27 protein-coding genes and 2 pseudogenes are annotated in these 25,732 nt (G+C 71.4%); 15 read left to right on the plus strand and 14 right to left on the minus strand.

Translation table 11 applies throughout. The features are described 5' to 3' along the window. The first annotated feature begins 4 nt into the window (after positions 1 to 4). Entirely contained in the window at positions 5 to 652 is a 648-nt protein-coding gene (locus tag ACFXC1_RS10640) for a LysE family translocator (RefSeq protein ID WP_381241367.1), read from the plus strand. Positions 653 to 655: 3 nt separating this feature from the next. Here ACFXC1_RS10640 and ACFXC1_RS10645 read toward each other — a convergent pair whose 3' ends face one another. Further along, positions 656 to 1,810, minus strand: a complete 1,155-nt coding sequence (locus tag ACFXC1_RS10645) for a winged helix DNA-binding domain-containing protein (RefSeq protein WP_381241369.1) — start codon at positions 1,808 to 1,810, stop codon at positions 656 to 658. A gap of 155 nt (positions 1,811 to 1,965) precedes the next feature. Here ACFXC1_RS10645 and ACFXC1_RS10650 point away from each other — a divergent pair, with 155 nt between their 5' ends. After that, positions 1,966 to 3,153 carry a magnesium and cobalt transport protein CorA gene (locus ACFXC1_RS10650; protein WP_381241370.1) on the plus strand — a complete coding sequence of 396 codons (1,188 nt, stop codon included), beginning with the start codon at positions 1,966 to 1,968 and terminating at the stop codon, positions 3,151 to 3,153. A 40-nt stretch (positions 3,154 to 3,193) separates the two neighbouring features. On the opposite strand, the gene ACFXC1_RS10655 is transcribed toward ACFXC1_RS10650, so the two are convergent. The 5 genes from ACFXC1_RS10655 to ACFXC1_RS10675 form a co-directional block, all read right to left on the minus strand. Then, positions 3,194 to 3,850 (minus strand): leucine-rich repeat domain-containing protein, encoded by a 657-nt coding sequence (locus ACFXC1_RS10655; protein ID WP_381241372.1) that lies wholly within the window; start codon positions 3,848 to 3,850, stop codon positions 3,194 to 3,196. Then, positions 3,772 to 4,863 carry a trypsin-like peptidase domain-containing protein gene (locus tag ACFXC1_RS10660; RefSeq protein WP_381241373.1) on the minus strand — a complete coding sequence of 364 codons (1,092 nt, stop codon included), beginning with the start codon at positions 4,861 to 4,863 and terminating at the stop codon, positions 3,772 to 3,774. The genes ACFXC1_RS10655 and ACFXC1_RS10660 overlap by 79 nt, the downstream gene beginning before the upstream one ends. Positions 4,864 to 4,873: 10 nt before the next feature. Then, a complete protein-coding gene (locus tag ACFXC1_RS10665) occupies positions 4,874 to 5,173 on the minus strand; it encodes a trypco2 family protein (protein ID WP_381241375.1) in 300 nt (99 codons plus the stop codon). A 66-nt stretch (positions 5,174 to 5,239) separates the two neighbouring features. Continuing rightward, positions 5,240 to 5,452, minus strand: a complete 213-nt coding sequence (locus ACFXC1_RS10670; protein ID WP_381241377.1) for a hypothetical protein — start codon at positions 5,450 to 5,452, stop codon at positions 5,240 to 5,242. Between the two features lie 191 nt (positions 5,453 to 5,643). Continuing rightward, positions 5,644 to 6,204, minus strand: a complete 561-nt coding sequence (locus ACFXC1_RS10675; RefSeq protein WP_381241378.1) for a hypothetical protein — start codon at positions 6,202 to 6,204, stop codon at positions 5,644 to 5,646. 71 nt (positions 6,205 to 6,275) lie between these two features. On the opposite strand from ACFXC1_RS10675, the gene ACFXC1_RS10680 reads away from it, so the two are divergent. After that, a complete protein-coding gene (locus ACFXC1_RS10680; RefSeq protein WP_381241380.1) occupies positions 6,276 to 6,716 on the plus strand; it encodes a hypothetical protein in 441 nt (146 codons plus the stop codon). Positions 6,717 to 6,735: 19 nt separating this feature from the next. Beyond that, positions 6,736 to 7,080 carry a hypothetical protein gene (locus tag ACFXC1_RS10685; protein ID WP_381241382.1) on the plus strand — a complete coding sequence of 115 codons (345 nt, stop codon included), beginning with the start codon at positions 6,736 to 6,738 and terminating at the stop codon, positions 7,078 to 7,080. An 11-nt stretch (positions 7,081 to 7,091) separates the two neighbouring features. On the opposite strand, the gene ACFXC1_RS10690 is transcribed toward ACFXC1_RS10685, so the two are convergent. Then, positions 7,092 to 7,625 carry a MarR family winged helix-turn-helix transcriptional regulator gene (locus tag ACFXC1_RS10690; RefSeq protein ID WP_381241384.1) on the minus strand — a complete coding sequence of 178 codons (534 nt, stop codon included), beginning with the start codon at positions 7,623 to 7,625 and terminating at the stop codon, positions 7,092 to 7,094. Positions 7,626 to 7,656: 31 nt separating this feature from the next. On the opposite strand from ACFXC1_RS10690, the gene ACFXC1_RS10695 reads away from it, so the two are divergent. Beyond that, the gene (locus ACFXC1_RS10695) at positions 7,657 to 8,580 is read left to right on the plus strand and encodes an EamA family transporter (RefSeq protein WP_381241386.1); all 924 of its coding nucleotides are present in this window, start codon (positions 7,657 to 7,659) and stop codon (positions 8,578 to 8,580) included. A gap of 47 nt (positions 8,581 to 8,627) precedes the next feature. Here ACFXC1_RS10695 and ACFXC1_RS10700 read toward each other — a convergent pair whose 3' ends face one another. Then, positions 8,628 to 9,074 carry an HIT family protein gene (locus tag ACFXC1_RS10700; RefSeq protein ID WP_381241388.1) on the minus strand — a complete coding sequence of 149 codons (447 nt, stop codon included), beginning with the start codon at positions 9,072 to 9,074 and terminating at the stop codon, positions 8,628 to 8,630. 45 nt (positions 9,075 to 9,119) lie between these two features. Beyond that, positions 9,120 to 9,977, minus strand: coding sequence for a ScbA/BarX family gamma-butyrolactone biosynthesis protein (locus ACFXC1_RS10705; protein ID WP_381241390.1), 858 nt, complete (start codon positions 9,975 to 9,977; stop codon positions 9,120 to 9,122). 179 nt (positions 9,978 to 10,156) lie between these two features. On the opposite strand from ACFXC1_RS10705, the gene ACFXC1_RS10710 reads away from it, so the two are divergent. Continuing rightward, entirely contained in the window at positions 10,157 to 10,792 is a 636-nt protein-coding gene (locus ACFXC1_RS10710) for a ScbR family autoregulator-binding transcription factor (RefSeq protein WP_381241392.1), read from the plus strand. A gap of 142 nt (positions 10,793 to 10,934) precedes the next feature. Here ACFXC1_RS10710 and ACFXC1_RS10715 read toward each other — a convergent pair whose 3' ends face one another. Then, entirely contained in the window at positions 10,935 to 12,542 is a 1,608-nt protein-coding gene (locus tag ACFXC1_RS10715; RefSeq protein ID WP_381241394.1) for a purple acid phosphatase family protein, read from the minus strand. A gap of 345 nt (positions 12,543 to 12,887) precedes the next feature. Between ACFXC1_RS10715 and ACFXC1_RS10720 the strand changes: the two are divergent. From ACFXC1_RS10720 to ACFXC1_RS10750, 7 genes and pseudogenes are all read left to right on the plus strand, one after another. Beyond that, positions 12,888 to 12,980 (plus strand): annotated as a pseudogene (locus ACFXC1_RS10720) (universal stress protein); the annotation flags it as partial. An 8-nt stretch (positions 12,981 to 12,988) separates the two neighbouring features. Next, positions 12,989 to 13,597: pseudogene (locus tag ACFXC1_RS10725) on the plus strand (diaminopimelate decarboxylase); the annotation flags it as partial. Positions 13,598 to 13,693: 96 nt separating this feature from the next. Then, positions 13,694 to 15,499, plus strand: a complete 1,806-nt coding sequence (locus ACFXC1_RS10730) for a methylmalonyl-CoA mutase family protein (RefSeq protein WP_381241396.1) — start codon at positions 13,694 to 13,696, stop codon at positions 15,497 to 15,499. After that, positions 15,499 to 17,685 (plus strand): methylmalonyl-CoA mutase, encoded by a 2,187-nt coding sequence (gene scpA / locus ACFXC1_RS10735; RefSeq protein ID WP_381241398.1) that lies wholly within the window; start codon positions 15,499 to 15,501, stop codon positions 17,683 to 17,685. The genes ACFXC1_RS10730 and scpA overlap by 1 nt, the downstream gene beginning before the upstream one ends. Continuing rightward, complete coding sequence (gene meaB / locus ACFXC1_RS10740; protein ID WP_381241400.1) at positions 17,682 to 18,665, plus strand: methylmalonyl Co-A mutase-associated GTPase MeaB; 984 nt, start codon at positions 17,682 to 17,684, stop codon at positions 18,663 to 18,665. Before scpA ends, meaB begins: the two co-directional genes overlap by 4 nt. Positions 18,666 to 19,019: 354 nt before the next feature. Next, positions 19,020 to 19,598, plus strand: a complete 579-nt coding sequence (locus ACFXC1_RS10745) for a histidine phosphatase family protein (RefSeq protein WP_381241402.1) — start codon at positions 19,020 to 19,022, stop codon at positions 19,596 to 19,598. 145 nt (positions 19,599 to 19,743) lie between these two features. After that, a complete protein-coding gene (locus ACFXC1_RS10750) occupies positions 19,744 to 20,478 on the plus strand; it encodes a polysaccharide deacetylase family protein (protein ID WP_381241908.1) in 735 nt (244 codons plus the stop codon). Positions 20,479 to 20,498: 20 nt separating this feature from the next. Here ACFXC1_RS10750 and ACFXC1_RS10755 read toward each other — a convergent pair whose 3' ends face one another. After that, positions 20,499 to 21,713, minus strand: coding sequence for a cytochrome P450 (locus ACFXC1_RS10755; RefSeq protein WP_381241404.1), 1,215 nt, complete (start codon positions 21,711 to 21,713; stop codon positions 20,499 to 20,501). 76 nt (positions 21,714 to 21,789) lie between these two features. Beyond that, positions 21,790 to 22,803 carry a DUF2278 family protein gene (locus ACFXC1_RS10760; protein ID WP_381241406.1) on the minus strand — a complete coding sequence of 338 codons (1,014 nt, stop codon included), beginning with the start codon at positions 22,801 to 22,803 and terminating at the stop codon, positions 21,790 to 21,792. Between the two features lie 114 nt (positions 22,804 to 22,917). On the opposite strand from ACFXC1_RS10760, the gene ACFXC1_RS10765 reads away from it, so the two are divergent. Continuing rightward, entirely contained in the window at positions 22,918 to 23,358 is a 441-nt protein-coding gene (locus ACFXC1_RS10765; RefSeq protein ID WP_381241408.1) for an SRPBCC family protein, read from the plus strand. 15 nt (positions 23,359 to 23,373) lie between these two features. On the opposite strand, the gene ACFXC1_RS10770 is transcribed toward ACFXC1_RS10765, so the two are convergent. Then, complete coding sequence (locus ACFXC1_RS10770) at positions 23,374 to 24,015, minus strand: LysE family translocator (protein ID WP_381241410.1); 642 nt, start codon at positions 24,013 to 24,015, stop codon at positions 23,374 to 23,376. A 232-nt stretch (positions 24,016 to 24,247) separates the two neighbouring features. On the opposite strand from ACFXC1_RS10770, the gene ACFXC1_RS10775 reads away from it, so the two are divergent. Continuing rightward, positions 24,248 to 24,418: a hypothetical protein gene (locus tag ACFXC1_RS10775; protein ID WP_381241412.1), complete on the plus strand. Its 171-nt coding sequence runs from the start codon at positions 24,248 to 24,250 to the stop codon at positions 24,416 to 24,418. Positions 24,419 to 24,428: 10 nt separating this feature from the next. Here ACFXC1_RS10775 and ACFXC1_RS10780 read toward each other — a convergent pair whose 3' ends face one another. Continuing rightward, complete coding sequence (locus ACFXC1_RS10780; RefSeq protein ID WP_381241414.1) at positions 24,429 to 25,580, minus strand: XdhC family protein; 1,152 nt, start codon at positions 25,578 to 25,580, stop codon at positions 24,429 to 24,431. Positions 25,581 to 25,732: the final 152 nt, after the last annotated feature.

Consider the following 25,732-nt stretch of genomic DNA (forward strand, 5'->3'; position numbering starts at 1 on the left):
AGGCATGGTGTCCACGGACCGTTTCCTCGCCTTCGCGGCGATGTCGCTGCTGGTGATTGTGATCCCCGGGCCGAGCGTCCTGTTCGTCATCGGCCGCGCGCTCGCCCGCGGCCGCCGCACGGCGGTGGCGACGGCGATCAGCAACGTCTTCGGCTCGTATCTGCTGGTGGCGGCGGTTGCGTTCGGCATCGGCTCCCTTGTCGAACGCTCGGTCACGATCTACCTGACGGTGAAACTCGCGGGCGCGGCGTACTTGATCTACCTGGGCATCCAGGCCTTCCGCCACCGCAAGGACCTGAAGGCCTCGGCGATGCGGACCGACCCGGCGTCGGAGCCGCGCGGCGACCTGCGGACGGTCCTCGATGGCGCCCTCGTCGGCGTCACCAACCCCAAGGGCGTGGTGTTCTTCGCCGCCGTACTTCCCCAGTTCGTGAACCACTCGGCGGGCAACGTCCCCCTCCAGATACTCCTGCTCGGCCTGATCCCGATCGCCATCGGCCTGGTCACGGACACCCTGTGGGGCCTGACCGCCTCGGCGGCCCGCACCTGGTTCGCCGGCTCCGACCGCCGTCTGTCCCTGATCGGCGGCGCGGGCGGCTTCACGATGATCGGCCTGGGCGTGACGGTCGCGGTGACGGGCCGCGCGGACTGACCTCTACTGCCCGACGACGGTCCCGAACCGGATGTCGTACGACGTCCCCGGGTGCAGGGTGTCCAGCATCCGCGCCCCTTCGGCGGTGACCTCGTCGCGCTGGGCCTTGGTCAGCCGGCCGAAGGGCTCGACGACGAGGTGGCCGTCGCCGTCGTCGAGCTTCCAGACCCCGGCGAGGAAGCCGTCGACGAGGAACGTGCGGTGGGCGACGTTGCCCTGCCAGGCGCGGCCCCAGTACTCGGCCGGTACGACCCGGGTGCGGTCGGCGTGGGAGAGGAGCAGGTTGTCGAACTCGGGCAGGAAGCGCGGCGGGGCCGGGGTGTCGGCGGCGGGGCGGGGCGCGTCCGGGAGGTCGAAGAGTTCGACGCCGTTCGGGTCGTAGAAGGTGACGAGCCGGGGGCGCAGCCGTTCGAAGGCCTCGCGCAGCCTGGTCAGGCCGGCCCAGGTCTGTATGTCCTTGACGGAGGCGGGACCGAAGGCGGCGAGATAGCGCAGCACGGTCGCGTCCGGGGTCGGCACGGGTTCGGCGGGCCGCCCGAGCCAGTGCTCGGCGGTGGTGAGCGCGACCTGACCGCTCCTCCCCCACAGCCCGCGCGGGGTGACCTGGACGAGCGGCAGCCGGCACCGGGCGGCGATCGCGAGGGCCTGCGGATCGGCGTCCGGCCACTCGACGAGCAGCGCCTCGCGCAACTCCTTCATGGTGCGGGGCTCGGCCTCGACGAGTTCGCGGGCGAGCAGGGCGAGCCGGTCGAGATCCACCCCGACGAGCCCCTTGCGGAAGGTGCCCAGCTCACGGTCGCGGGCGGCCTGCACCAGCGGGCGCAGGGTGAGGGCGTCGGCGGCCGTGTGGGTGTGGATGGTGGACCGCATGGTGACGATCCGGACGACCTCGCGTTCGGCCATCGGCCCGGACAGTGCCTCGGGAGTGAAGCCGTCGAGGCGGGAGGCGAGCGCGTAGTACGGCGGCTTGACGTTCTGGGCCTGGAGGCCGAGGAGATGCTCGACGGCCGCCGTGGCGGTGAGCGGTGAGCGGCGCAGGAGGAGCTGCCGGTCGAGGGTGGCGCGGTTGAGGGCGCGGAGGTCGAGCACGGGAGCGGTCGGGGTCTTCGCAGGCTTCGCCTTCGCGGTCAACGCCTTCGCGGTCTTCGCCTTGGTCACACTCCGCACGCTAGCGACGATTGCGGACACCTTCGGTCCGCAACTCTCACCGAATCCCGGACCCGATCACACGCCGAGGTCGTTTGCCCCGTATATCCTGCTCGTGCTCTTGCTCCGTGATCACGCAGACACAGGCCCGATCGAGAGGCACCGCGATGCCCCAGCGACGCGCCCGCCCCACCTCGAAGAACGGCTGGACCGGCAGGACCGGTGGAACCGGCAGGAAGTCCGGCTGGCGCCGCACGCCCGCCCCGCCTCCGCCCCCCGCACCCGAGCCGCCCCTCTCCGCCACCGACGCACCCCCTTCCGAGCCCTCCGACGCGGGCAGCGTCGTCCAGGCCGCGCTGTACCGGGACGGGGTGCGGGTCTCGGCGCCGGACACCCTCGCCGACACCTTCCGCGAGCTGCGCGAACAGCCGTCCGGCATGGCCTGGATCGGCCTCGCCCGCCCCACCGAGGCCGAACTCCTCTCCCTGGCCGCCGAGTTCGACCTCCACCCGCTGGCGGTCGAGGACGCGATGGAGGCCCACCAGCGCCCGAAACTGGAGCGCTACGGCGAGACTCTCTTCGTAGTCCTCAGCGCCGCCCGGTACTTGGACACACCGGAGGAGGTCGACTTCGGCGAGCTGCACGTCTTCGTCGGCCCGGACTTCGTGATCACGGTCCGGCACGGCGCGGCCCCCGACCTCTCGGCGGTCCGCCAACGCATGGAGGAAACACCGGAGTTGCTCAAACTCGGCCCCGAGGCGGTGCTGTACGCGATCCTCGACGCGGTCGTCGACGGCTACGCGCCGGTGGTCGCCGGCGTCCAGATCGACATCGACGAGATCGAGACGGAGGTCTTCCGCGGCGACCCCGCGGTCTCCCGCCGCATCTACGAACTCTCCCGGGAAATGGTCGAGTTCCAGCGCGCCACCCGCCCCCTCGTCGGCATGCTCCACAGCCTGATGGCCGGCTTCGCCAAGTACGGCACGGACGAGGAACTCCAGCGCTACCTCCGCGACGTCGCCGACCACGTCACCCACACCAGCGAACGAGTCGACGGCTTCCGCCAGGCCCTCACCGACATCCTCACAGTGAACGCGACCCTCGTCACGCAGCAACAGAACGCGGAGATGCGGGCGTTGGCGGAAGCGGGGTTCGAACAGAACGAGGAGATCAAGAAGATCTCGTCGTGGGCGGCGATTCTGTTCGCGCCGACGTTGGTGGGGACGATCTACGGGATGAACTTCGATCGGATGCCGGAGTTGCACTGGGTGCTCGGGTATCCGTTCGCCATTGTCCTGATGGCGGTCGTGTGCAGCAGTTTGTACGTGATCTTCAAGCGGAAGGACTGGCTCTGAGTAGTCGTCCTGGGAGACGTTGCGGATGGGGCCGTGCGTCTCAGTCCGTCGTCGGGCGCCGGGCCGGGCGGACCGTGGTTCGGATGCCGGGGAGTGCGGGGACGGATGTGCCCGGTGGAACCTGGCGCAGGACGAGTCGGCGCAGGTTCGGCAGGGTGGCGGTCATGGCCGGCAGGTCCGCTTCCGCTGACCAGTCGAGGACGACGGAGCGGAGGTCGTCCACCTCGTCGAACCGGACCCTTCGCGCGCCGGACACCAGGCTGAGGTGGCGTATCCGAAGTCCGGCGGGGAGGCGGGCCTGGTCGCGTGGGCGTGATTCGAGGCGCAGGCTGTCCAGCCGTACGCCGGACAGGCCGGCGAGGTCCGCGCGGGTGGTGATGCCGGCGATGACGAGCCGGGAGAGCCGCGGTTCGCGGAGCGGGGTGAGGTCCACGGGCAGGGCGCCGGCGTTCCTGGCACACCGGTCCAGGACGAGGACCCGGAGTGAGCGGGCCCCGGACAGGGGGCGCAGGGAGGTCATGTCGTTGTCGCGCAGGGTGAGGCGGCGCAGGTCGGGCAGGGCGGTGAGCGGGGTCAGATCGAAGACGCTGTTGCGCAGGGTCAGGGTGACGATGGACTTCAGGTGGTCGACGTGGTCGATGCGCCGGCCGTTCTGGAGCTCGACGTCGAACCGGCTGAAGTCGATCTCGCTGAGCACGTCACGCGCGTACGTCTCGTAGTCCCCGTGCCGGCCACCCCGCGCACCAGGGCGCGTTCCTGGTCGCCGAGGGCCTGGTCGGCGCGGACTCCGGGGGTCACGGCGTTCTTCGGCTCGTCGCCGGTGTCCCGCGGGCTCACCGTCAGGGGGACGTAGCCGGTCGCGAAGGTGTGCCGGCGCGGTATGCCACGCGGGTCGACGCCGAAGAACTCGAAACGGTTCAGGGTACGGGCCATGAAGGCGCGGTACCTGTCGGCGAACTCCTCGTCCGCCTGGTCGGCGGCGGGTACGAGGTCGGGGAGCAGCGTGGACCGCTCGGGGACCGGCAGCAACTGCCGTAGTCCTGGGGCGAGTCCGTCCAGCGCGAGGTCGAACCGCGCGGCGGTCAGGATGCCCAGGTCGTCCCCCGGGTGGTGCTTGGTGACCACGCCGACGATCCGGTCCTCCGCCCACAGCGCGGCCCCGGACATGCCCTCCCACGGCGACACCGCGCCGCCCGTCCCGGGGGCGAGGAGGGCGGGCCGGGCGGTGACGACGATCTCCAGGGTCCGCTCCCGCCAGTGCGACAGGAGCGCCACCGACCCGACGACGTGTGCGCTGTCGCGGAACCAGGTCGCCGCGGCGGGTCCCGTCGGACCCGTGGCTCCCGCTCCGGTGTTCCCGCGCAGCTTCCACCGGGGGAACCCCACTGCCTGCAACGGCAGTTGGGCGGCCCGCGTCCCGATCCGCCCGAACCGGGCGTCCGCCGGCGCCGGTTCGCCCGGGCGGGGCGCGATGGTCACCACGGCGAGGTCCGAGGCTGCGTCCGCGGACCAGGACAGCGCGTCCGCGGTCCACTCCCCCGGCAGGTCGGGCTCGAACCGCACCTGCACGGATGCGGCACCCTCCAGTACGTGAGCGGCGGTCAGCACCACGTCCGTGGTGACCCGGTAACCCGAGCCGCGCCGCCGCCCGCCCGCGTGGGTCACCAGCAACTCGGCGACGCGGGCACGGTCGAGGCCCTCGGAACTCATACGCCGGCGCTCATCTCTCGCCGTCGACTTCCTCGCCGGAGATCAGCGGCCTGCAATCCGGCACACCGGCCTGCCGGGGATCCAGCACCAGTTTGATCCGCTGGGTGGAGGCGCGGGACGCCTTGCCCTCGGTGCCGAGTTCCGCGACCCAGAACCTGACCTTGCCCCCGGCGCCGCCCTCCTTGCCCACGGAGAGGGCCAACTCCAGCTCGACAGGCCCGAGTTCGAACCGCAGCCCGGCGTTCTCGCCGGCCCGCATGGCCTCGGTGAGCTCCGCCCGCAACTGGGCTATCAGTTCAGCCAGTTCCACGCCCGCCATCACAACCATCCCCGTTCCCAGCAGTGTTGAGCTGAACGCGTCACCATGGGCCCCGATTCAACGTACGACTATCCACCGTCGGACACCGGTGAACAGCGCGCCGCCGTGGAGGTCGAGGTAGATCCGCGGGTCGTCCCGGTCCGCGCCCGGCGAGGTGATCACGTGGACGCGGGCCTCGTCCACGCGAATGTGTACGACCTCGACGCCGTCGACGTTCCGGCGCGCCAGGTGGCGTAGCAAAGCCTCCTCGTACGCCGCGCCCTCCTCCACGAGGTCCCCGACTCGCGACCGGCGACCTTCGGCAGCATGTCCTACCGCTTCTCCTCACCGGTCCTGCCCGGACAGTCGCTCGACGTCCATGTCTGGGACCACTGTGGGGTGTTCATGCTCCAGACCCGGGTGGGGGCATGGTGGTTCTCGACCGGGGAGTGCTCACCAGGAAGAACTGACGGGGGACTCGGTCACGTCCTCGGCGGCTTGCGAGGCTTGCGCGGTCTGCTCCGGCCGCCCGACGGCCGGTCCCGGTCCCGGGCCGCCGTCGCCGCGTCGAACTCGGCCTTGCTGATCACTACTCGCGGTTCAGGTACGAGCACGGTCGCCGTCGACCGCCATGGAACGGCCGAGGACCAGCCGACCAGCGGCATCGTCTCGTCGTAGTGGGGAGCGAACCGCGCGACCACGACGGTCGGCATCCGATGGCGCAGGCCGCGGACGTGCGCGAGGAACGCGTCCGGCAGCGAAACGTGGTGGGTCTCCACGTAGTGCGCGAAGTCCCGGCGCCACAGCCAACTGCCGTCGGTCATCAGCGACGAGCATCCCGGAGAGTGCCGATGAGGGCTTCCGGTGATGACGTCGTGACCGCCTTCCATGACGTCGACGAGGACATGGCCGCCGTCCAGGTAGGCCACCAGTTCCGCCTCATCCGGTTCACCGGCCGGCCGGACGGCGTCGCGTATCGATCCGTTCGGCCGGCCGGAGCGGTTGTCCAACTCGTCGTAGAAGCCCAGCAGTTCCAGCACCATTACTCCTTCGACGAGCGTATCCGCGCAAAAAGCAGGTGATCCATGTTCGGTCGGGCAGGCACCATGCCCCGGTGAGCACCATCGTCAAGTTCTTCGCGGCATCGGGTCACGAGGCTGCGGCTGCGGTCGTGAACGGCGGCCCCGATGGGGTTTCCTTCGAGTCGCTGTCGTACGGCAACTTCGACGCCGAAGAGGCGCTCCTCGAATGGGAGAGCGTCTTCACCGGTCGGAGCTTCGATGTGCTCGTGGCTGCTGGTCAACCCGAAGTCGTCGCGGATCCCGGCGACGGCGAGGGCCCGATACTCTTCGCCGCCTCCCATGCCCTTCAGGACGCGCTTGCCGCTGCCGACCCGTACCGGCTTGTCGAAGTCGGTCGGCTGTGGGTCGAGGAGCGGGCGGCATCCGGCGATGTGTTCGACCAAGAGATCGCGACCGGGATCCTGAGCGATCTGGCCCGGCTTGCCCGCGGCCTCCGCGGGCAGGACCAGCGCCTGTACTGCTGGCTGGCATAGAGATGGAGACGGAGCAAGCATGTGGGACGGCCCCTTCTACCGAGTCAGGCGCACCGGTTACGAGATCTGCTTCGTGCCCGGTGACGGCGAGGACCTCGACGAGGTCTGCAACGTGGACATGTGGGTCGTCCGTGACGACGGCGAGCGCTGGTCGGGAACCGTGTTCACGCTCGACGAGGTGCGCCGCATCATGGACACGCAGCGGCAGGCGGGCGAGCCGGAAGGCGACTACTGGTGGTGCTGGGACGGCCTCATCGTCCGTGACCCGGGCGTGCCGTCGATGGTCGCGGTCATCGACGGGCTCTTCGCGACGGGCGAGTACGAGACGGTCCTTCGCAACATAGGCCCCGAAGAGGACGTCTGACTCCGCCCCCCTCACCCACTCTCCCCCGCCCGTGGCCCCTCCACCCGCGCGAGCCACGCGGTGAGCAGCCCCTCCAACTCCTCCGCCTCGCCCGGCGTCAGCAGGCCCAGCAGCCGGTGTTCGTTGCGCATGTGGTCGGTGAACGCCCGGTCGATCAGTTCGTGTCCGGGGCGGGTGAGGGCGACGATCCGGCCGCGCTGGTCGTCGTCGGAGCGGCGGCGGGTGACGAGGCCGGCGCGCTCCAGACGGTCGATGCGTTTCGTCATCGCGCCGGTGGTGACCATGGTGTGGGCGGCCAGTTCGCCGGGTGCCCGTTCGTAGGGCTCGCCTGCGCGGCGCAGTGCGCACAGGACGTCGAACTCTCCCTCGCTGAGTCCGTAGCGCCCGTAGACGAGGCTCAGCTCCTCGGTCAGCCGGCCGGCCAGGCGGTGCAGTCGGCCGATCACGCCCTGCGGGGTGACGTCGAGGTCGGGGCGCTCGCGGCGCCAGTCGGCCTGGATGCGGGCTACGCGGTCCGGCGGTTGCGGGTCGTCCATGCCCACCATGATAGCTTCCCAGGAAGCTATACTATCTTCCATGGAAGCTAATTTGCGATGGGTGGCACTGACCGCCGTCGCACCGGTGGCCTGGGGCACCAACTACTACGTCACCCACCGGTTCCTGCCACCCGACAGCCCGCTCTACGGAGCCGCCCTCCGCGCCCTGCCGGCCGGTCTCGTCCTGCTCGCCCTGTGCCGGCGGCGACCGCGCGGCGCGTGGTGGTGGCGGTCCGCCGTGCTGGGACTGCTCAACGTGAGCGTCTTCTTCGCCCTCGTCTACGCCGCCTCCCAACTGCTCCCGACGAGCATCGCCGCGACCGTCATGGCGGTGTCCCCGCTGGCGATGATGCTCATCGCCTGGGCCCTGATGTCCGAGCGGCCCGGCCTCCCGCACCTGGCCGGCGCCGCGATCGGCCTCGGCGGGGTCTGCCTGATGCTGCTCACGGGGGCGGGCGGAGTGAGCGTGCCGGGAGTCCTCGCCTCGGCCGCGGCGATGCTCGTGTCGGCCTTCGGCCACATCCTGACCAAACGGTGGAACAGCACCGGCACCGACGTACTCGCCTCGACCGCCTGGCAGCTCACCGCCGGCGGACTGTTCCTCCTGCCGGTCGCCGCGGCCGTGGAGGGCCCGCCGCCCGCGCTCTCCGCGTCGGCGCTCCTCGCGTTCGGCTACGTCACCCTCGTCGCCACCGCGCTCGCGTTCGCCGCCTGGTTCACCGGGCTGCGGCACCTGCCCTCCGGAACGGTGGGTCTGATCGGCCTGCTCAACCCCGTCACCGGCGTACTGCTCGGCACGGCGGTCGGCGGCGAGGTACTGACGGTCCGTCAACTGTGCGGACTGGCACTGGTCCTGGCCGGAGTCGTCCTGGGCCGCCCCACTCGCCCCACCCACGCGGGCCGCCGCCTGCGATCCCCTGTGCTGAATCGACCCACTGGTTCCGGATCAAGGGCTGGTCGCTGACGGTCACCGGCGCGCTGCTCGCCTACTACCGTCGGCCCGGTGCCGTCTCAGTGCCGGCGTGCGCTCAGCGCGCCGCGCAGTCTCCGCGCGGAGTCGTCGAGCAGCTCCGGATCTGCCCCGGCCTTCTCGGGCCACAGATACGGCATCCGGTCGCCCTGGTAGCGCGGCACCACATGGACGTGCAGATGGAACACCGACTGCGTGGCGACCGCGCCGGACGACTGGATGACGTTCAGCCCCTCGGGGCGGTGGGCGGCCCGCACCACGTGGGCCGCGCGGAGCACCGCCGTGCCGACGGCCGCCGCCGTCTCCTCGTCGAGGTCCCAGATGTCGGCGACATGGCGCCGGGGCACGACCAGCACATGCCCGGGGTGCACCGGTCGCACGGGCAGGAACGTCAGCGTCTCCGCGGTTTCGGCGACGACGCGGGCCGGTTCGGTACCGGCGGCGATACGGCAGAAGACGCAGTCGACGTCGCGGTGATCCACTCTCATGGGTCGACAATAGGCTCGTGGGCACGCGCACCCCTCACCACCGTCTCAGGCCCACCACAGACTCCCCTCCGCCGTCACCGCCCCGCCCTGGGTGACCCGGAACTCCCACTCCTCCCCCACCGGCTCGCACGCGACATACGCGGGCGGGTCCCAGTCCGTGAACCGGGTGGCCGTCATACGGCAGCCCGTCAGCCGGGCGGTGGTGTCGCCGCTGGTGAGGCATGCGGCCTGGCGGGCGGCTTCCAGGAGGACCATGCCGGGGATGTGGTCGCTGGGGTGGTCGAAGAACAGCGGATGGCGGAGGTCGGCCGGTGCCACCCGCAGGGAGCCGGTCCCGTCCCGGGCGACCATCACGCCACCGGGGGCGATGGCCGAGACGTCGGCGGGCGGGAGTCGCCGGAAGTCCTCGCCCGGTGGCGGAAGCGCACCGGCGCGGGAGCCTCGCAACCCCCTGTACTCGTCCTCGGTGAGAATGCGGGCCCGGCCCTCGGCGCTGCCGAACTCGGCGTCGCCCGCGGCCAGTTCGAGCCGGAGGCTCAGCGCGACGGGATGAGGGAGGCCGTCGGCCCGACGGACGTCGTAGACCCTGGCGCGGCAGGTCACGTCGGTCGCGCCGTAGCCGACCACGGGTTCCGTGGCGGGGTCGAGCCGGAAGCCGATGGATTTGATGACGGCCTTGCTCGTCGCGGGGACTCCCAGGAAGCGCTGGCAGAGGTACAGGCAGCCCTGGCGGAGGGTTTCGGCGATCAGGAGCGGGTCGTGCCGGTCACCGGATCCGGGGCGGAACGTGGTGTGGGAGCGTGACCACTGCGCGGCGAGCAGATACCGTCCCTCGCCGAGTGCGTGTCCGTCGGTGAGGAGGACCTCCGCGATCGACTTCCGGTGCACGAGGTGCCGCGGCACGGAGCGGTCCCAGCTCAGTGGCGGTACCGCCGCAGCATCGGAGGGGGAAGACCCGGTCGATTCCTTCATAAAATAATAGGATGCGTGATCCTTGCGGGTGCGGATAAGAAATGCCGCGCTGTCCGATAGATTCGCCTGAAAAGACGATTCGGGGTGAAGGGCAAGGGCCGTTGAGGGCTATGCAAGAACGCGCGGAAGCCACCCGACGGACCGTCCTGGCGGCGGCGGCAGCGCTGTTCGAACAGCATGGATACGTCGGAACGAGCATCAGCGACGTGGCGCGGCGGAGCGGCTACACCAGTGGCGCCATCTATTTCCATTTCGGCAGCAAGGAGGGCCTGGCCGCTTCCGTCTTCGAGGCCCACTTCGGTGAGTGGCCGAGGCTGGTGGAGAGTTGGACCTCGCTCGACGGACCCGTCCTGGACCGGCTGGTGGGCCTCAGCCTCGCGGTGGCGCGGGAGTTCCGCGACAACGTGATCGTGCGGGCGGGCAACAGGCTCTCGAACGAGAGCAAATCCATTCCCACCGAATTGCCGCAGCCGTTCGTGGGCTGGATCGAAACCGTCGCCCAACTCCTGCAATCCGCACGGGAGAACGGCGAACTCGCCCCGGAAACCGATACCGAGCGGGCCGCGCGGGTAATCGTCGCCGGTTTCTTCGGCACCCACACCGTGTCCGACGCCCTGGACGACCGCAGACACGTCGAGCAGGCGGTGACGGACCTCTGGCTCTTCCTGCTCCCCGCCCTCCAGGCCTCCCCCGACCCGCACGGCTGCCTCGACCGGGCCCGCACCCTGCTCGGTCAGTCCTTGTAGTCCGGGGCCGCCGACGCCCGGGAGTCGGCGGCCCCCCACGGCGGCGGCCCTGCGGGTCCGCCTCGCCGCGCCGGAACACCGCGCGGCACCGTCTGGCACGGGTTGCCGAAGTGCTCGATGTGGACCTGCAGGACCGCTCCGACTAGCGGTAGCCGTCCGAGCGCTTGCGGTGGAGAGTGAAGTTCTCGAACACCGACAGGTCGCCGTTGGGCTTGTTCACGTTGTAGTAGGTCACGTGCATACGGGTGGTGTCGCCGGGGTGCGAGCCGGGGTCGACGGTGAACGCGGCGAAGCCGTAGGGGTGTTCGGTGTCCCGGACGCCGATCCAGACCGCCTCCTCCTTGGTGTAGGTGGAGGTGCGCTTGCCGTTGGCGCCGGGGGTCGCAGACACGGACGTGATCACCTTGCCGGTGCCGTCCTTGAAGAAGCTCTGGTTCGTGGTGCCCGAGACACCACCGCCGCCGAGGATCATGTGGACGGTGCCGAGGCCGGTGTCGATGTCGTCGGTGGCCGTGGAGACCGGGTTGGGGGTCAGCGTCTCGGTGCCGCTGACGACTCCGCGAACGGCCAGCGAGCGCTCGTAGTTGTGCTCGTGGCCGCAGAGGACGAGGTCCACGCCGTAGCGGTCGAAGAGGGGGCCGTACTTCTGGCGCAGGCCGAGGTCGGCGCCGTTGGCGTCGGTGGAGCTGACCATGACCTGGTGCATGGCGACGACGATCCAGTCGGTGTCGCGCGAGGCCCGGGCCGCCTTCAACTCCTTCTCAAGGAAGGCGAGTTGGCGTCCGCCGGAGTAGCCGTTGATGTAGACGTCGCCGCCGTCCTGGAGGCAGTTGTCGTCGTTCTGCAGCACGATGACCCGGACCGAGCCGGCCGTGAACGCGTAGTAGAGGCCCGCGAGTTCGGCGTCGGTCTCGGTGGAGGGGAGGGAGAAGTAGGTCTGGTAGGCGCCGAGTCCGATCGGGCCGTTGGCCTTCTCGATCTCGTGGTTGCCGGCCGCCGGCATCCAGGGGCGGAAGCGGGCCGAACGGGTGTTGTTGGTGAAGAAGTTGTTCCAGGTGCGGACCCGGTCGACGTCCAGGTTGGCGTAGCAGAGGTCGCCGTTGAGGAGGTGGAAGAGCGGGGCGACCTGCTCGATGCCGGTGACGATGTCCTTCGTCGCGGGCGTGGAGTTCGCGTCGAGCCCGACGGTGCCGTTCGCGGTCCAGGTCACCTGCGGGGCGGACTGGTCGCCGAAGCTGGTGAAGGTGAGGGGCTTCCGGCCGCGCGGGGCGGTGCGGAACGTACCGCTGTCGGGGGTCGCGCCCTCGTGGGTGGCCAGGTAGAGGTAGTCGGTGTCCGGGGTGAGCTTGTTCAGGGCGGCGTGGTGGACGTAGACGGTGCGGCTGGAGGTGCCGTCGACGTAGGTGACCGTGCGGGCCTTGGCGCTGGAGCCGAAGCCGTGCTCCAGTGTGCCGTAGCGCACGACGGGTCTGGTCACCGGTTTGTCGGTGATCCACGAGACCGTCATCTGGGTGCGCGGGTCCGCCCCGAAGGTGAGGTGCAGGCCCTGGACCGGCACCGCGCCCGAGGAGTCCGCGGTGAGGTGGAGTGCCGGGGCTTCCAGCGGGGCGGCCTGTGCCGTGCCTGCTCCCAGCAAGGGGGTGACGGCGGCGCCCGCCCCTGCCGTACCGAGGAGACCCAGCGCGTGCCGTCGGCTGACCCCCTCGGACGACTGCGCCGAACCGTCCGGTGTCTCTGTCTGTGCGGTCATGATGCCCTCCCTGGCGAGCAGTTGAGCTGACAACGTCCGCACCCTGGCGCTTCCCGGCGGCTCCTGAGTGAACAGTGCGTTGCCAGACGGTCATCGCGTCTCACGGGGTCGTCCGGGGCGGCGATTCTTGCCCCGCGCTTTGCCAGTGACCGCCACTCCGTTGACACGGGCGGGCGGTGGAGGGCGAGTTGAGGGATCAATTCCGGCCACCGCCGCCATCGCGTCACGAGCGCGTCAAGAACCGGCCCTCCGGCTTCAGGCCCTCGCCAACACGGCGATACGTCGGCTCTCTCCGGCACTTCGATGCGCCGCGGAAGTCTGTCGTACGGCGAGGAGTGAGCGACGATGAGCGGTGCGGGGCGGCCGCGTGCCGGGGTCGGAGTGAGCGGTTCGCCGGGGAGCCTCGCGGCGCTGCACCGGGCCGTGCGGGAGGTCCGCCGTACCGGCGCCGAGGTGCTGGCCGTCCTCGCCTGGGAGCCGCCGGCGGTGAACTCGCCCACGGGCACTCGCCGTTGGCGCTGCCGTCGGCCGGCCTCCGCCGCGATGCGGGCGAGCGGCTCCTGGCCGCTGTCGACGCGGCCTTCGGCGACCCGGGGCCCGGGGTTCCGTTCCGGGGGCTGATCGTCCGGGGTACGGCGGGCCGCGCGCTGGTGGAGACCGCCGACCGGGTGCCGGCGGTCAAGCGCACCGGCGACCGGACGTTCGTCGCGGTCGACGGCGGCATGAGCGACAACCCGCGGCCCGCGCTGTACGGCGTGCGCTACGCGCCCCGGCCGATCGGCCGCCCGGCCACCGCCCCGGCGCGACCGGTCACGGTCGTGGACCGGCACTGCGAGACGGGCGACGTCCTCGCGGACGAGGTGGCGCTGCCCGGCGACGTACGCCCCGGCGACCTCCTCGCCGTACCGGCGGCCGGCGCGTATCACCCGTCCATTGCGTCCGGTTACCACCTCGTCGGCCGCCCGCCGGTCGTCGCGGTGGCCGACGGCATCGCGCGGGTCCTGGTCCGCCGCGAGTCGCTGGAGGACATGAGCCGGCGGGACGTCGGGCTGTAGCGCCCGCACCGAAGGCTGGTCTAGACCGCCAGGGGAGGCAAAGGTCACAGCCGCGTCCTCTGCTGCTCACCTGCACGTTTGCCCTAGCATCCGAGCATGACGGTCCTGCCTGACGACGGGCTCTCGCTGGCCGCCGAGTTCCCTGACGCGACCCATGAGCAGTGGCAACGCCTGGTGGAAGGCGTACTGCGCAAGTCGGGCAAGGAAGCCTCGGGTACGGCAGCGGAAGACGCCCTGTCCACCCCACTTGAGGACGGGCTGCGCGCCCGCCCCCTGTACACCGCGGACGACTCCGCGCCCGAACCCGGCCTCCCCGGTTTCGCCCCGTTCGTGCGGGGCGGCCGGGCCGAGGGCAACACCCTCGGCGGCTGGGACGTACGGCAGCGGCACACGACGGCAGACAACTCCGCGGTCCTCGGCGACCTGGAGAACGGCGTCACCTCGCTGTGGCTGGCCGTGGGTGAGCGGGGCATCCCGGTCTCCTCGCTCGGCCGGGTCCTCGACGGCGTCTTCCTCGACCTGGCACCCGTCGTCCTCGACCCGGGGCCCGAAGTCGCTTCCGCAGCGGACGAGTTGCTACGGCTGTACGAGGAGCGGGGCGTCGCGCGCGAGGCAGCCCGGGGCAACCTGGGCGCCGACCCGCTGGGCTTCGCGGCCCGCACCGGGGCCGAGGCCTTCGACTTCGCGCCGGTCGCCGCGCTCGCCCGGCGGTGCGCCGAGGAGTATCCGGGGCTGCGCGCGCTGACGGTGGACGCGCTGCCGTACCACGAGGCCGGCGGTTCGGCGGCGCAGGAGCTGGGCGCCTCGCTGGCGACCGGTGTCGCCTATCTGCGTGAGCTGGCCGAGGCGGGGCTGAGCGTCGAACAGGCCGTCGGCCAGCTGGAGTTCAGGTACGCGGCGACCGCCGACCAGTTCCTCACGATCGCCAAGCTGCGCGCGGCGCGCAGGCTCTGGGCCCGAGTGGCCGAGGTGTGCGGGGCGCCGGGCGGACAGGTGCAGCACGCGGTGACCTCGCCGGTGATGATGTCCCGCCGGGACCCGTGGGTGAACATGCTGCGCACGACGGTCGCGACGCTGGCCGCCGGGGTGGGCGGCGCCGAGTCCGTCACCGTGCTGCCCTTCGACCACGCGCTGGGCCTGCCGGACGCGTTCGCGCGCCGGATCGCCCGCAACACCTCGACGATCCTGGTCGAGGAGTCGCACCTGTCCCGGGTGATCGACCCGGCGGGCGGCTCCTGGTACGTGGAACGACTCACGGACGAACTCGCCCACGCGGGCTGGGAGTTCTTCCAGCACATCGAGCAACAGGGCGGCCAGGCAGCCGTATTGAGCTCCGGCCGCCTCCGCGAGGACCTCGCCATCACCTGGGCGGCCCGCAGCGCGAAGCTCGCCAGGCGCCGCGAACCCATCACCGGCGTAAGCGAGTTCCCCAACCTCGCCGAACGTCTCCCGGAGCGCACCCCCGCCCCCGAGGTCCCGTCCGGCGGCCTGCCGCGCGTGCGCCGCGACGAGGCCTACGAGGCACTGCGCGCCCGCTCCGACGCCCACCTCGCGGCGACCGGCTCCCGCCCACGTATCTTCCTGGCGGCGCTCGGCCCGGCCGCAGCACACACCGCCCGCCTCGCCTTCGCCTCGAACCTGTTCCAGGCGGGCGGCATCGAGCCCGTCACCGAGGGCGAGTTCGCCGACAGCGGTGCCACCGAGGCCTGCCTGTGCTCGAGCGACACCCTGTACGAGGAGCAAGCGGCCGCGGTCGCCGGGGAGTTGAGGTCGGCCGGTGCCGGGCACGTGTTCCTCGCGGGCCGTCCCGGTGAGTATCCCGGTGTCGACGCCTATGTCTTCGCGGGCTGTGACGCCGTGGCCGTCCTGTCCGCCACCCTCGACCGCATGGGAGTGTCCTGATGGCAGCGAAGGGGCGGATCCCCGACTTCTCCGGGATCGAGCTGGGGGCCCCGGCCGCCGAGGCCGGACCCGACGAGTGGCGTGACGCCGTCAAGAAGGCGGCGGGCGGCGACGACCTCCTCTGGGAGACCCCTGAGGGCATCGCGGTCAAGCCGCTGTACACCGGGCAGGACCTGGAGGGCCTGGACTTCCTGGCCACCTACCCGGGCATCGCGCCGTATCTGCGCGGCCCGTACCCGACGATGTACGTCAACCAGCCCTGGACGATCCGTCAGTACGCGGGCTTCTCCACGGCCGAGGAGTCCAACGCGTTCTACCGCCGCAATCTGGCGGCCGGCCAGAAGGGCCTGTCGGTCGCCTTCGACCTGCCCACGCACCGGGGTTACGACAGCGACCACCCGCGCGTGACCGGTGACGTCGGCATGGCGGGCGTGGCGATCGACTCGATCTACGACATGCGGCAGCTCTTCGACGGCATCCCGCTGGACAAGATGACCGTGTCGATGACGATGAACGGCGCGGTGCTGCCGGTATTGGCGCTCTACATTGTCGCCGCCGAGGAACAGGGCGTACCGCCCGAGAAGTTGGCCGGGACCATCCAGAACGACATCCTCAAGGAGTTCATGGTCCGCAACACCTACATCTATCCGCCGAAGCCGTCGATGCGGATCATCTCCGACATCTTCGCGTACACCTCGCAGCGGATGCCCCGCTACAACTCGATCTCCATCTCCGGCTACCACATCCAAGAGGCGGGCGCGACAGCCGACTTGGAGCTGGCGTACACCCTCGCGGACGGGGTCGAGTACATCCGGGCGGGCCGGGAGGCGGGCATGGACGTGGACGCGTTCGCGCCCCGGCTGTCCTTCTTCTGGGCGATCGGCATGAACTTCTTCATGGAGATCGCGAAGCTGCGCGCGGCCCGCCTGCTCTGGGCCAAGCTGGTCAAGCAGTTCGACCCGCAGAACGCCAAGTCCCTCTCCCTGCGCACCCATTCACAGACCTCGGGCTGGTCGCTGACCGCGCAGGACGTGTTCAACAACGTGACGCGTACGGCCGTGGAGGCCATGGCGGCGACGCAGGGCCACACCCAGTCGCTGCACACCAACGCCCTCGACGAGGCCCTCGCGCTCCCCACCGACTTCTCGGCTCGCATCGCCCGCAACACCCAGCTCCTCATCCAGCAGGAGTCCGGCACCACCAGGGTGATCGACCCGTGGGGCGGCAGCGCCTACGTCGAGAAGCTGACGTACGACCTCGCGCGCCGCGCCTGGCAGCACATCGAGGAGGTCGAGGCGGCGGGCGGCATGGCCAAGGCCATCGACGCGGGTATCCCCAAGCTGCGCATCGAGGAGGCGGCGGCCCGCACCCAGGCCCGCATCGACTCCGGACGCCAGCCGGTCATCGGCGTCAACAAGTACCGGGTGGAGACCGACGAGCAGATCGACGTCCTCAAGGTCGACAACTCCTCCGTCCGCACCCAACAGATCGAGAAACTACGGCGGTTGCGCGCCGAGCGCGACGAACAGGCCACCCAGGACGCCCTGCACGCCCTGACCCGCGCCGCCGAAGGCAGCGGCAACCTCCTGGAGCTGGCGGTGAACGCGGCCCGCGCGAAGGCCACGGTCGGTGAGATCTCCGACGCGCTGGAGAAGGTGTACGGGCGGCACGCGAGCCAGATCCGTACGATCTCCGGTGTGTACCGCACCGAAGCCGGCGAGTCCCCGTCCGTCGAGCGCACCCGCGCCCTCGTGGCCGAGTTCGAGGAGGCCGAGGGCCGCCGCCCGCGCATCCTGGTCGCCAAGATGGGACAGGACGGCCACGACCGCGGCCAGAAGGTGATCGCCACCGCCTTCGCCGACCTCGGCTTCGACGTCGACGTCGGCCCCCTCTTCCAGACCCCCGGCGAGGTGGCCCGCCAGGCCGTCGAGGCGGACGTGCACGTCGTCGGGGTCTCCTCGCTGGCAGCAGGGCATCTCACCCTCGTACCGGCGTTGAAGGAGTCCCTGGCCGAGGAGGGCCGCGAGGACATCATGATCGTGGTCGGCGGGGTGATCCCGCCGCAGGACGTGCCCACGCTCCTGGAGATGGGCGCGGCGGCCGTGTTCCCGCCCGGGACGGTGATCCCGGACGCGGCCTACGACCTGGTCGAGCGGCTGGCCACCGACCTCGGGCACACCCAGTGATCGATGTCGACACCTATGTGAAGGGCGTACTCGACGGCAAGCGCGCACTGGTGGCCCGCGCCATCACACTCGTCGAGTCGACCAAGCCCCAACACCGCGCCATGGCACAGGAGTTGCTGACCGAACTCCTGCCGCACAGCGGAAAGGCCCGGCGCATCGGGATCAGCGGTGTGCCGGGCGTGGGCAAGTCGACGTTCATCGACGCGTTCGGCACGCTGCTGACCTCGCTCGGCTTCCGGGTAGCGGTACTGGCCGTCGACCCCTCCTCCACCCGGACGGGCGGCTCCATCCTCGGCGACAAGACCCGCATGGAACGCCTGGCCGTCGACCCCGCGGCCTTCGTCCGCCCCTCCCCCACCGCCGGCACCCTCGGCGGCGTCGCGAAGGCGACCCGGGAGTCGATCGTGGTGATGGAGGCGGCGGGCTACGACGTCGTACTCGTGGAGACGGTCGGCGTCGGCCAGTCGGAGACAGCGGTCGCCAACATGGTCGACTCCTTCCTCCTGTTGACCCTGGCCCGCACAGGCGACCAGTTGCAGGGCATCAAGAAGGGCGTCCTGGAGCTGGCGGACGTCATCGCCGTCAACAAGGCGGACGGCCCGCACGAGCGCGACGCACGGGGCGCGGCACGGGAGTTGGCGGGCGCCCTGCGCCTCATGCATCCGGCCGACGCCGCCTGGACCCCGCCGGTACTGAGCTGCAGCGCCCGCGAGGGAACGGGCCTGGAAACGGTCTGGGAGCGCCTGGAACAGCACCGGTCCCTGCTGGACTCCACCGGGCGCCTGGCCGCCAAACGCCGTGAGCAGCAGGTGGATTGGACGTGGACGATGGTCCGCGAGGAACTCCTCGGCCGGCTGCACGCGGATCCGGCCGTACGCTCACTGGCGCCGGACCTCGAACGGCAGGTGCGGGAGGGCGAGTTGACGGCAACCCTGGCCGCCGAGCAGATCCTTCGGGCTTTTGGATCCGGGTCCGGCTGACCCACCGCGACCGGAGGCCGTCCGAATGATTCCCGTACGGTTACTCGCCGGTGCTCCGCCGGCGGGCGGTGTCCCGGCGCCTCCGCCGAGATCGTCGGAAGCGACGGCCAGTAGGAGTTCCGTGACAGCGAGTCCGCAGCCGCGGCAGCGCGGGGCACCGTGTACGGCTACCCCCGTCAGGGCCAGGGCGGGCCATTCCGGCGGAGCGCTGTGGGTCAATCCCGACTGCGGGCTGAAGACTCGCGGGTCCTGAGTCGAAGGCAGGGGCGGCCGGGTGGGTGTCCGCCCGGCCGCCGTGCCCTGCGGTGTACGCGAGACGATGTTCCGTACAGCCCGGAGAACTGGAGCGACGAAGTGACCAGCCGCATCACCCTGATCTCACCGGCGTTGAACCGGTCCCTGCGGGAGGCCCGGTTCGACGACGGCAGTCCGCTCGACCCGAGCGGCCGGGTCCGCGCGGAGTCCGCCGCCGGCTCGCTCGGGGCGGTCGACCGGGTGCGGGTCTCCCCCACCGCGCGCTGCCGCGAGACGGCGTCCGCGCTCGGCCTCGCGGCTGTGCCGGAGCCGGAGCTGGCGGGGCTCGACATGGGCCGCTGGCGGGGTCTGACCCTCGACGAGGTGATGGCGCGGGAACCGGACGCGGTGATGGCCTGGCTGACGGACCCGGCTGCCGCACCCCATGGCGGTGAGTCGGTGCGGGCGCTGTGCGAGCGGGCGGCCGGGTGGCTGGAGACGGCGGCGGCGTTCGAGGGCCGGACCTTCGCGGTCGTAGAACAGGAGCTCGTACGGGCCCTGGCGGTCACGGTCCTCGGCGCGCCCGGTCCCGCCTTCTGGCGGCTCGACGTGCCCCCGCTGACCGCTACCGACCTCAGCGGGCAGTCCGGGCGGTGGAACCTGCGGCTCGGGCGGGAGTTGGGGGCGGAGACCCGCTGACGCGGGGACAGGGTCGCCCCCGGCGAGCACCCCCGATCGACTATTCACACCGTATATACACGGTATGTACAGTATGGACATGCCATCTCTGAGGTCTCTGAACAAGAAGAGGGAAAGAACCCGGGCCGGGTTGCGTGCCGTCGGCATGTTCGTGGCGGTCGCCGCGCTGGGCCTCGCGTCGAGCGGGTGCACCAAGCTCGACACGACCGCGCCCGCTGCCGCCCGGACACATGCCGTGTCGGCGACCGCGCAGGCCCGTTTCGGGACCGTCGACTGCCGTGAGGCGAAGTGCATCGCGCTGACCTTCGACGCCGGGCCGAGCGAGAACTCGGCGCGGCTGCTCGACATTCTGAAGGAGAAGCAGGTCCCGGCGACCTTCTTCCTGCTCGGCAAGCGGCATATCGAGAAGTACCCGGAGCTGGTCGAGCGCATGGCCGCCGAGGGGCACGAGGTGGCGAGCCACACCTGGGACCACAAGATCCTGACCCGGATCACGCCCGCGCAGATACGCGGCGAACTGGAACGCACGGACGACGCGATAGAGCGGATCACCGGGAGGAAGCCGACGCTGATGCGTCCGCCGCAGGGCCGTACCGACGACACCGTGCACAAGATCTGCCGTGAGCTGGGCCTCGCGGAGGTGCTGTGGAGCGTGACCGCCAAGGACTACGCGACCACCGACTCCGCCCTCATCACCAAGCGCGTCCTCGCCCAGGCCACCCGGGACGGGATCATCCTGCTGCACGACCTGTACAAGGGCACCGTGCCCGCCGTCCCCGGCATCATCGACGCGCTGAAGGCACGCGGGTACGTGTTCGTGACCGTGCCGCAGCTGCTGGCGCCCGGGAAGGCGGAGCCGGGCAAGGTCTACCGGCCCTGAGTCGCCAGGGCCCGCTCTTCTCACCAGGTCAGGTGCAGGGCGTACGGGGAACGGTGGATCATCGTGGGCCGCATGGCGACCGGACGGTCGTCCGCAAGCCGCAGTCCGGGGAGGCGGCGGGTCAACTCCTCCAGGGTGAGCCGGAGTTGCTCCCGGGCGAGCTGGGAGCCCGGGCAGCCGTGCACGCCGAGGCCGAAGGCGAGGTGACGGGCGACCGGGGAGCGGGTGATGTCGAAGGTGTCGGCGCGCGGATGGCGCCGCTCGTCCCGGTTGGCCGCGCCGAAGGCGATGAACAGCGTTGCCCCGGTGGGGAGTTCGGTACCGGCGAGGACGACGGGCCGGGTGGTGATTCTGCGGAAGCCCTGCAGCGCGGTGTCGTAGCGGGCCGCCTCCTCGATCGCCGCGGGGATGCGCTCGGGCTCGGCGCACAGCAGCTCCCACTGGCCCGGGTGGCGGAGCAGATGCAGGACGGTCGTGCCGATGAGCGCGGTGGTGGTGAGATGTCCGGCGATCAGCAAGTTCTGGAGATCGGCGACGAGTTGGTGCCGGTGATCCAGGGTGAGCGGCCCCTCGACGACCGAGGCGACCAGCTCCGAGCAGAGGTCCTCGCGGGGCTGGTCGTAGCGCTCCCGTACGTACCGGTCGAGGGTGTGCTGCATCGTGACGACGTCCTGGGCCGCGGCGACCTGCTCGTCCTCCGCCAGGGGCCGGAACAGCAACTCCTCGGCGCGGTGGCCGCCGTGGACGACTCCGGGCACGTCTTCGGGGTCGAGGCCGACGATCCGGCCGATCACCTCGCCGGGGAGCCTGCGAGCGTACGCCGACATCAACTCGACGTGCCCGTCCTCGGCGAACGTGTCGACCAGGGCGGCGGCGCGCTCGGCGGCGTAGGGCAGGGCGGCCGTGACGCGGGCCGGGGAAAGGCCGCGGACGATGGGCGCGCGCAGGCGCTGGTGCTGCGCGCCGTCCGCGGTGACGACGACCGGCCGCCCGCCGAAACCGCCGCCGAGGACGGCGAGCGCGGCGGGCGGCGGCAGCACGTCGGGCCGTAGCGCGACCGCCGAGGAGAAGTCCTCGGGGCGGCGCAGGACCTCGCGGACGTCGGCGTCCCGGGCGACGAGCCAGGCGTCGAGTTCGGCGACGTGCGTGAGGCCCTCCGTCTGCCGGGCCCGGGTGTAGAGCGGGTACGGGTCGCGCTGCAACTCGTCGAGTCTGCCGTGCAGTTCGCGGTCCACGGGACACCCTCCGGCCGGTGGTGCGGTGCGGGTCGGGCTCATGGTGCCGTACGCGCAGGCGGTGCGGAAGGGAGCGTCAGAACACCACGGTCCAGCCCTCGCGCGCGGCCTGTTCGGCGGTGTACGAAACGCCGTGCACCTTCAGGCCGTTCGCGTCGAGGAGGGTGATCTCGCCTCCCTGGTTGCCGAGTTGGACGCCGTCCGTGAGCGGGACGAGAAGCGGGGCGCCGGCGGCGAGGGGGCCGGGGGCCGGTACCGCGCAGGAGTTGCCCAGCCGGTCCCGGACGTGCCAGCCGGTGAGGTCGACGGGGTCGGGCGAGGCGTTGAGGAGCGTGACGCTCTCCGCCTCGGGTGCCGGGCCACGCGGGTTGACCAGGGCCGCCACGAGCCGGACCGGCTGTCCGCCGGGCTCGTTGCGGTTGCCGTCGGTGCCCTCCAGGGTGTGGCCGGTGGTGTCGTCGGTGTGCCAGGACTGGCTCTGGAAGGCGAGGAAGACGGCCACCCAGCGCGACTGCGCCGGGAAGTGGATCAGGATGCCGCCGTCCTGCCAGACGCCGTCGTCGCCGCTGAAGCGGCGGCTGTTGCCCTGGTTCATGTGGATGTCGTGGACGCCGTTGCCGGGCAGGAAGCCGAACACCTTGTCCTTGACGGTCGGTTCGGGGCCGAAGCGCTCGCCGTAGACGTACAGCCGGGCGTCCGGGTCGTCGACCGCGCGCCGTACGTAGTGGTCGAGGAGGTCGGCGAGGTCGTTGTCGGGGCCGCTCGCGTCCGGCGGAAGCGTGCGCAGCTGAGCCGGGTCGAAGAGGTTGCCGCGCACGAAGTCGAGGTTGGGGCCGCCGGGTCCGGGCAGCAGGGTGTTCCAGCCGCTCGGCAGACCCTCCAGGCGGGCCGTGACCGGGTGCTGGAAGTCCTCGCTGACGAGGTAGAGCAACTCGGAGGGCTTCTCCTGGGACAGGACGTTGACGGCTGCGCGGTAGTGCGTGCCCGCGTCGTCCGTGAGGTGGATCTGGTAGTGCGGTGTACCGGCGGCGCCCTCGCGCCGGGTGTCCACCGCGCGTGTGATCAGTACGCCGTAGGCCTTCAGTGGCATGACGACCGACTCCCCCTGTGGTGTACGTCTGCGTGCCTGTGAACCGCTGGGCCAAGGGTGTGAGCCCCCCGACGAAAGTACCGCCGACCGTGATGCGTTCTCTACGATCCCTCCATGGTCGACTTCCGTCTCGAACGCACGGCACCGCTCCCCCTGGAGGAGGCGTGGCGCCGGTTGACGGAGTGGCCGCGCCACGGCGATGTGGTTCCGCTGACCCGGGTCACCGTGGTCACCCCGCCGCCGACCGGTGAGGGCACGGTGTTCGTGGCCCGCTCCGGTCTCGGCCCGCTCGGCTTCGACGACCGGATGGAGGTCACCGTGTGGCGACCGCCGACGGACGACGAGCCCGGTCTCGTCCGGCTGGAGAAGCGGGGGCGGGTGGTGCTGGGCTGGGCGGAGATCGAGGTGCGGCCGGGACCGGGGGGCCGTAGCCGCGTGGTGTGGCAGGAGGAGCTGCGGGTGCGGTTCCTGCCGCGGCTGTTCGACGGGCCGCTGCGGTGGGCGGCGCGGTCGATGTTCGGGCGGGCGGTGAACGGCCTGCTGAGGCGGCCGTAGCGAGGTCCTGCGAGGTCAGTCCTTGCGGCCCGTCACCGCCACCGTCACGCCCAGGCCGATCATCGTGAGGCCGCCGGCGCCGCCGACCGCGGAGAGGCGGCGGGGTGAGCGGGCGAACCAGTCGCGGGCGGTCGCGGCGACCAGGCCCCACACGCTGTCGGAGAGCACGGCGATGAGGTTGAAGACGAGGCCGAGCAGCAGCATCTGGGCCGTCACATGGCCGTGTTCGCGGTCCACGAACTGGGGCAGTACGGCGGCGAAGAACACGATCGTCTTGGGGTTGGCGACCCCGACGGCGAAGCCCTCCCAGAGGGTGCGCAGGCTGCTGTGCGGGGGCGCCTCCTCGCCGGTGAACGCGGCCCGCAGTGAACCGCGCTGCCGCCACGCCTTGATCCCGAGGTACACGAGGTAGGCGGCGCCGGCGAGCTTGAGGGTCGTGAAGACGAGTACCGAGCGTTCCACCAGCGAGCCGACACCGAGGGCGACGGCCACGACGAGGAGGTAGGCGCCGAGCGTGTTGCCCAGCACGGTGGTCAGCGCGGCGCGGCGGCCGTGGGCCAGCGCCCGGCCGATCACGAACAGCACGCTGGGGCCGGGCACCACGATCAGCAGGAAGGACAGGGCCGCGAAGGCGAGCAGTCGGTCGGTGGACACCATGGACCCATGGAAGGCGGGGGCACCCCGGGCTCGCAACCCATTTCCCGCTCCCCCGACGGCAGTGTCCGGCGAGTGGCACGCACGCTCTGGTGTGATGGTCCTCAACGGCCTTTGCGGGCACGGGAATCGGGAAGGGTGACCGGCCGATGGCGCTTCACCGCGGGGATGCGGAGTCCATTGGCGGCCATGTGCTGGGAGACCGGCTCGGCAGCGGTTCGGCCGGCTGCTGGCCGTGAACGCGCGCACCGGCACGGTCCGCCGGCGCACTTCGGCGCTCCAGAACCCCGGCGACTCCACGAGCGACACCGTCCCGTACGCCCTGCTCGTCAAGGACACCCTGGTGGCGGTGGCGGGCGACACCGCCTTCTCCGAACGCACGGACCGGCCCGTACTGCCGCGCTGACAGCGGGAGTTCAGGCCACCGAACCGATCCGCCGGGCGGGCAGCGAGGTCGCGTCGTGGTGGATCGGGGTGTGCGCGCCGGTGAGTGGGACGCCGCTGCCGCCGCGTCTGTTGGCGACGATCTCGGAGGCGATCGACAGGGCCGTCTCCTCCGGTGTCCGGGCCCCGAGGTCGAGGCCGATGGGGGACCTCAGGCGCGCCAACTCCAGTTCCGTGACGCCGACTTCGCGCAGCCGCTCGTTGCGGTCGAGGTGGGTGCGGCGGGAGCCCATCGCGCCGACGTAGGCGACGGGGAGGCGCAGGGCGAGTTGGAGCAGCGGTACGTCGAACTTGGCGTCGTGGGTGAGGACGCACAGGACGGTCCGGGCGTCGACGTCCGTGCGCTCCAGGTACTTGTGCGGCCACTCGACGACGATCTCGTCGGCCTCAGGGAAGCGGGCCCTGGTGGCGAAGACGGGGCGGGCGTCGCACACCGTCACCCGGTAGCCGAGGAACTTGCCGATGCGGACCAGCGCGGAGGCGAAGTCGATCGCGCCGAACACGATCATCCGGGGCGGCGGCACCGAGGACTCGACCAGGACCGTGAGCGGGGCCCCGCAGCGGGAGCCCTGCTCGCCGATCTCGACGGTGCCGGTGCGGCCCGCGTCCAGCTGGGCGGCGGCCTCGGCGGCGACCGTGCGGTCCAGTTCGGGGTGGGCGCCGAAGCCGCCGTCGTAGGAGCCGTCGGGGCGTACGACAACGGCTCGGCCCCGCAGCTCTGCCGGGCCGGAGACGATCCGGGCGAGCGCAGCCGCCCCGCCGCTCGACGCGGCCGACAGCGCGGCGGCGATCGTGGGACGGGCGGGGTCTTCGGCCCGTACCGGTGTGACGAGGATGTCGATGACCCCGCCGCAGGTGAGGCCCACGGCGAAGGCGTCCTCGTCGCTGTAGCCGAAGCGCTCCAGGACGGTTTCGCCGTCCTGGAGGGCCTGTTGGCACAGTTCGTAGACCGCGCCTTCCACGCAGCCCCCGGAGACCGAGCCGATCGCCGTGCCGTCGGCGTCCACCGCGAGGGCGGCGCCCGGCCGGCGGGGTGCGCTGCCGCCGACGGCCACGACGGTGGCGACGGCGAAGTCGCGTCCGTCCACGACCCACCGGTTCAGCTCCTCGGCGATGTCCAGCATGTCTCGGTCTCCTTAAACGAGGTCAGGGACGGGGGGCCCCCCCGGGGGGGGGGGCCGGCGCGCCCCCCCCCCCCCCCCCCCCCGCCGGCCCCCCCCCCCCCCCCCCCCGCCCCCCCGCGCCCCCCCCCCCCCCCCCCCCCCCCCCCCCCACG

It is taken from the genome of Streptomyces hokutonensis, from assembly GCF_042751305.1.
Taxonomy (GTDB): Bacteria; Actinomycetota; Actinomycetes; order Streptomycetales; family Streptomycetaceae; genus Streptomyces; species Streptomyces hokutonensis_A.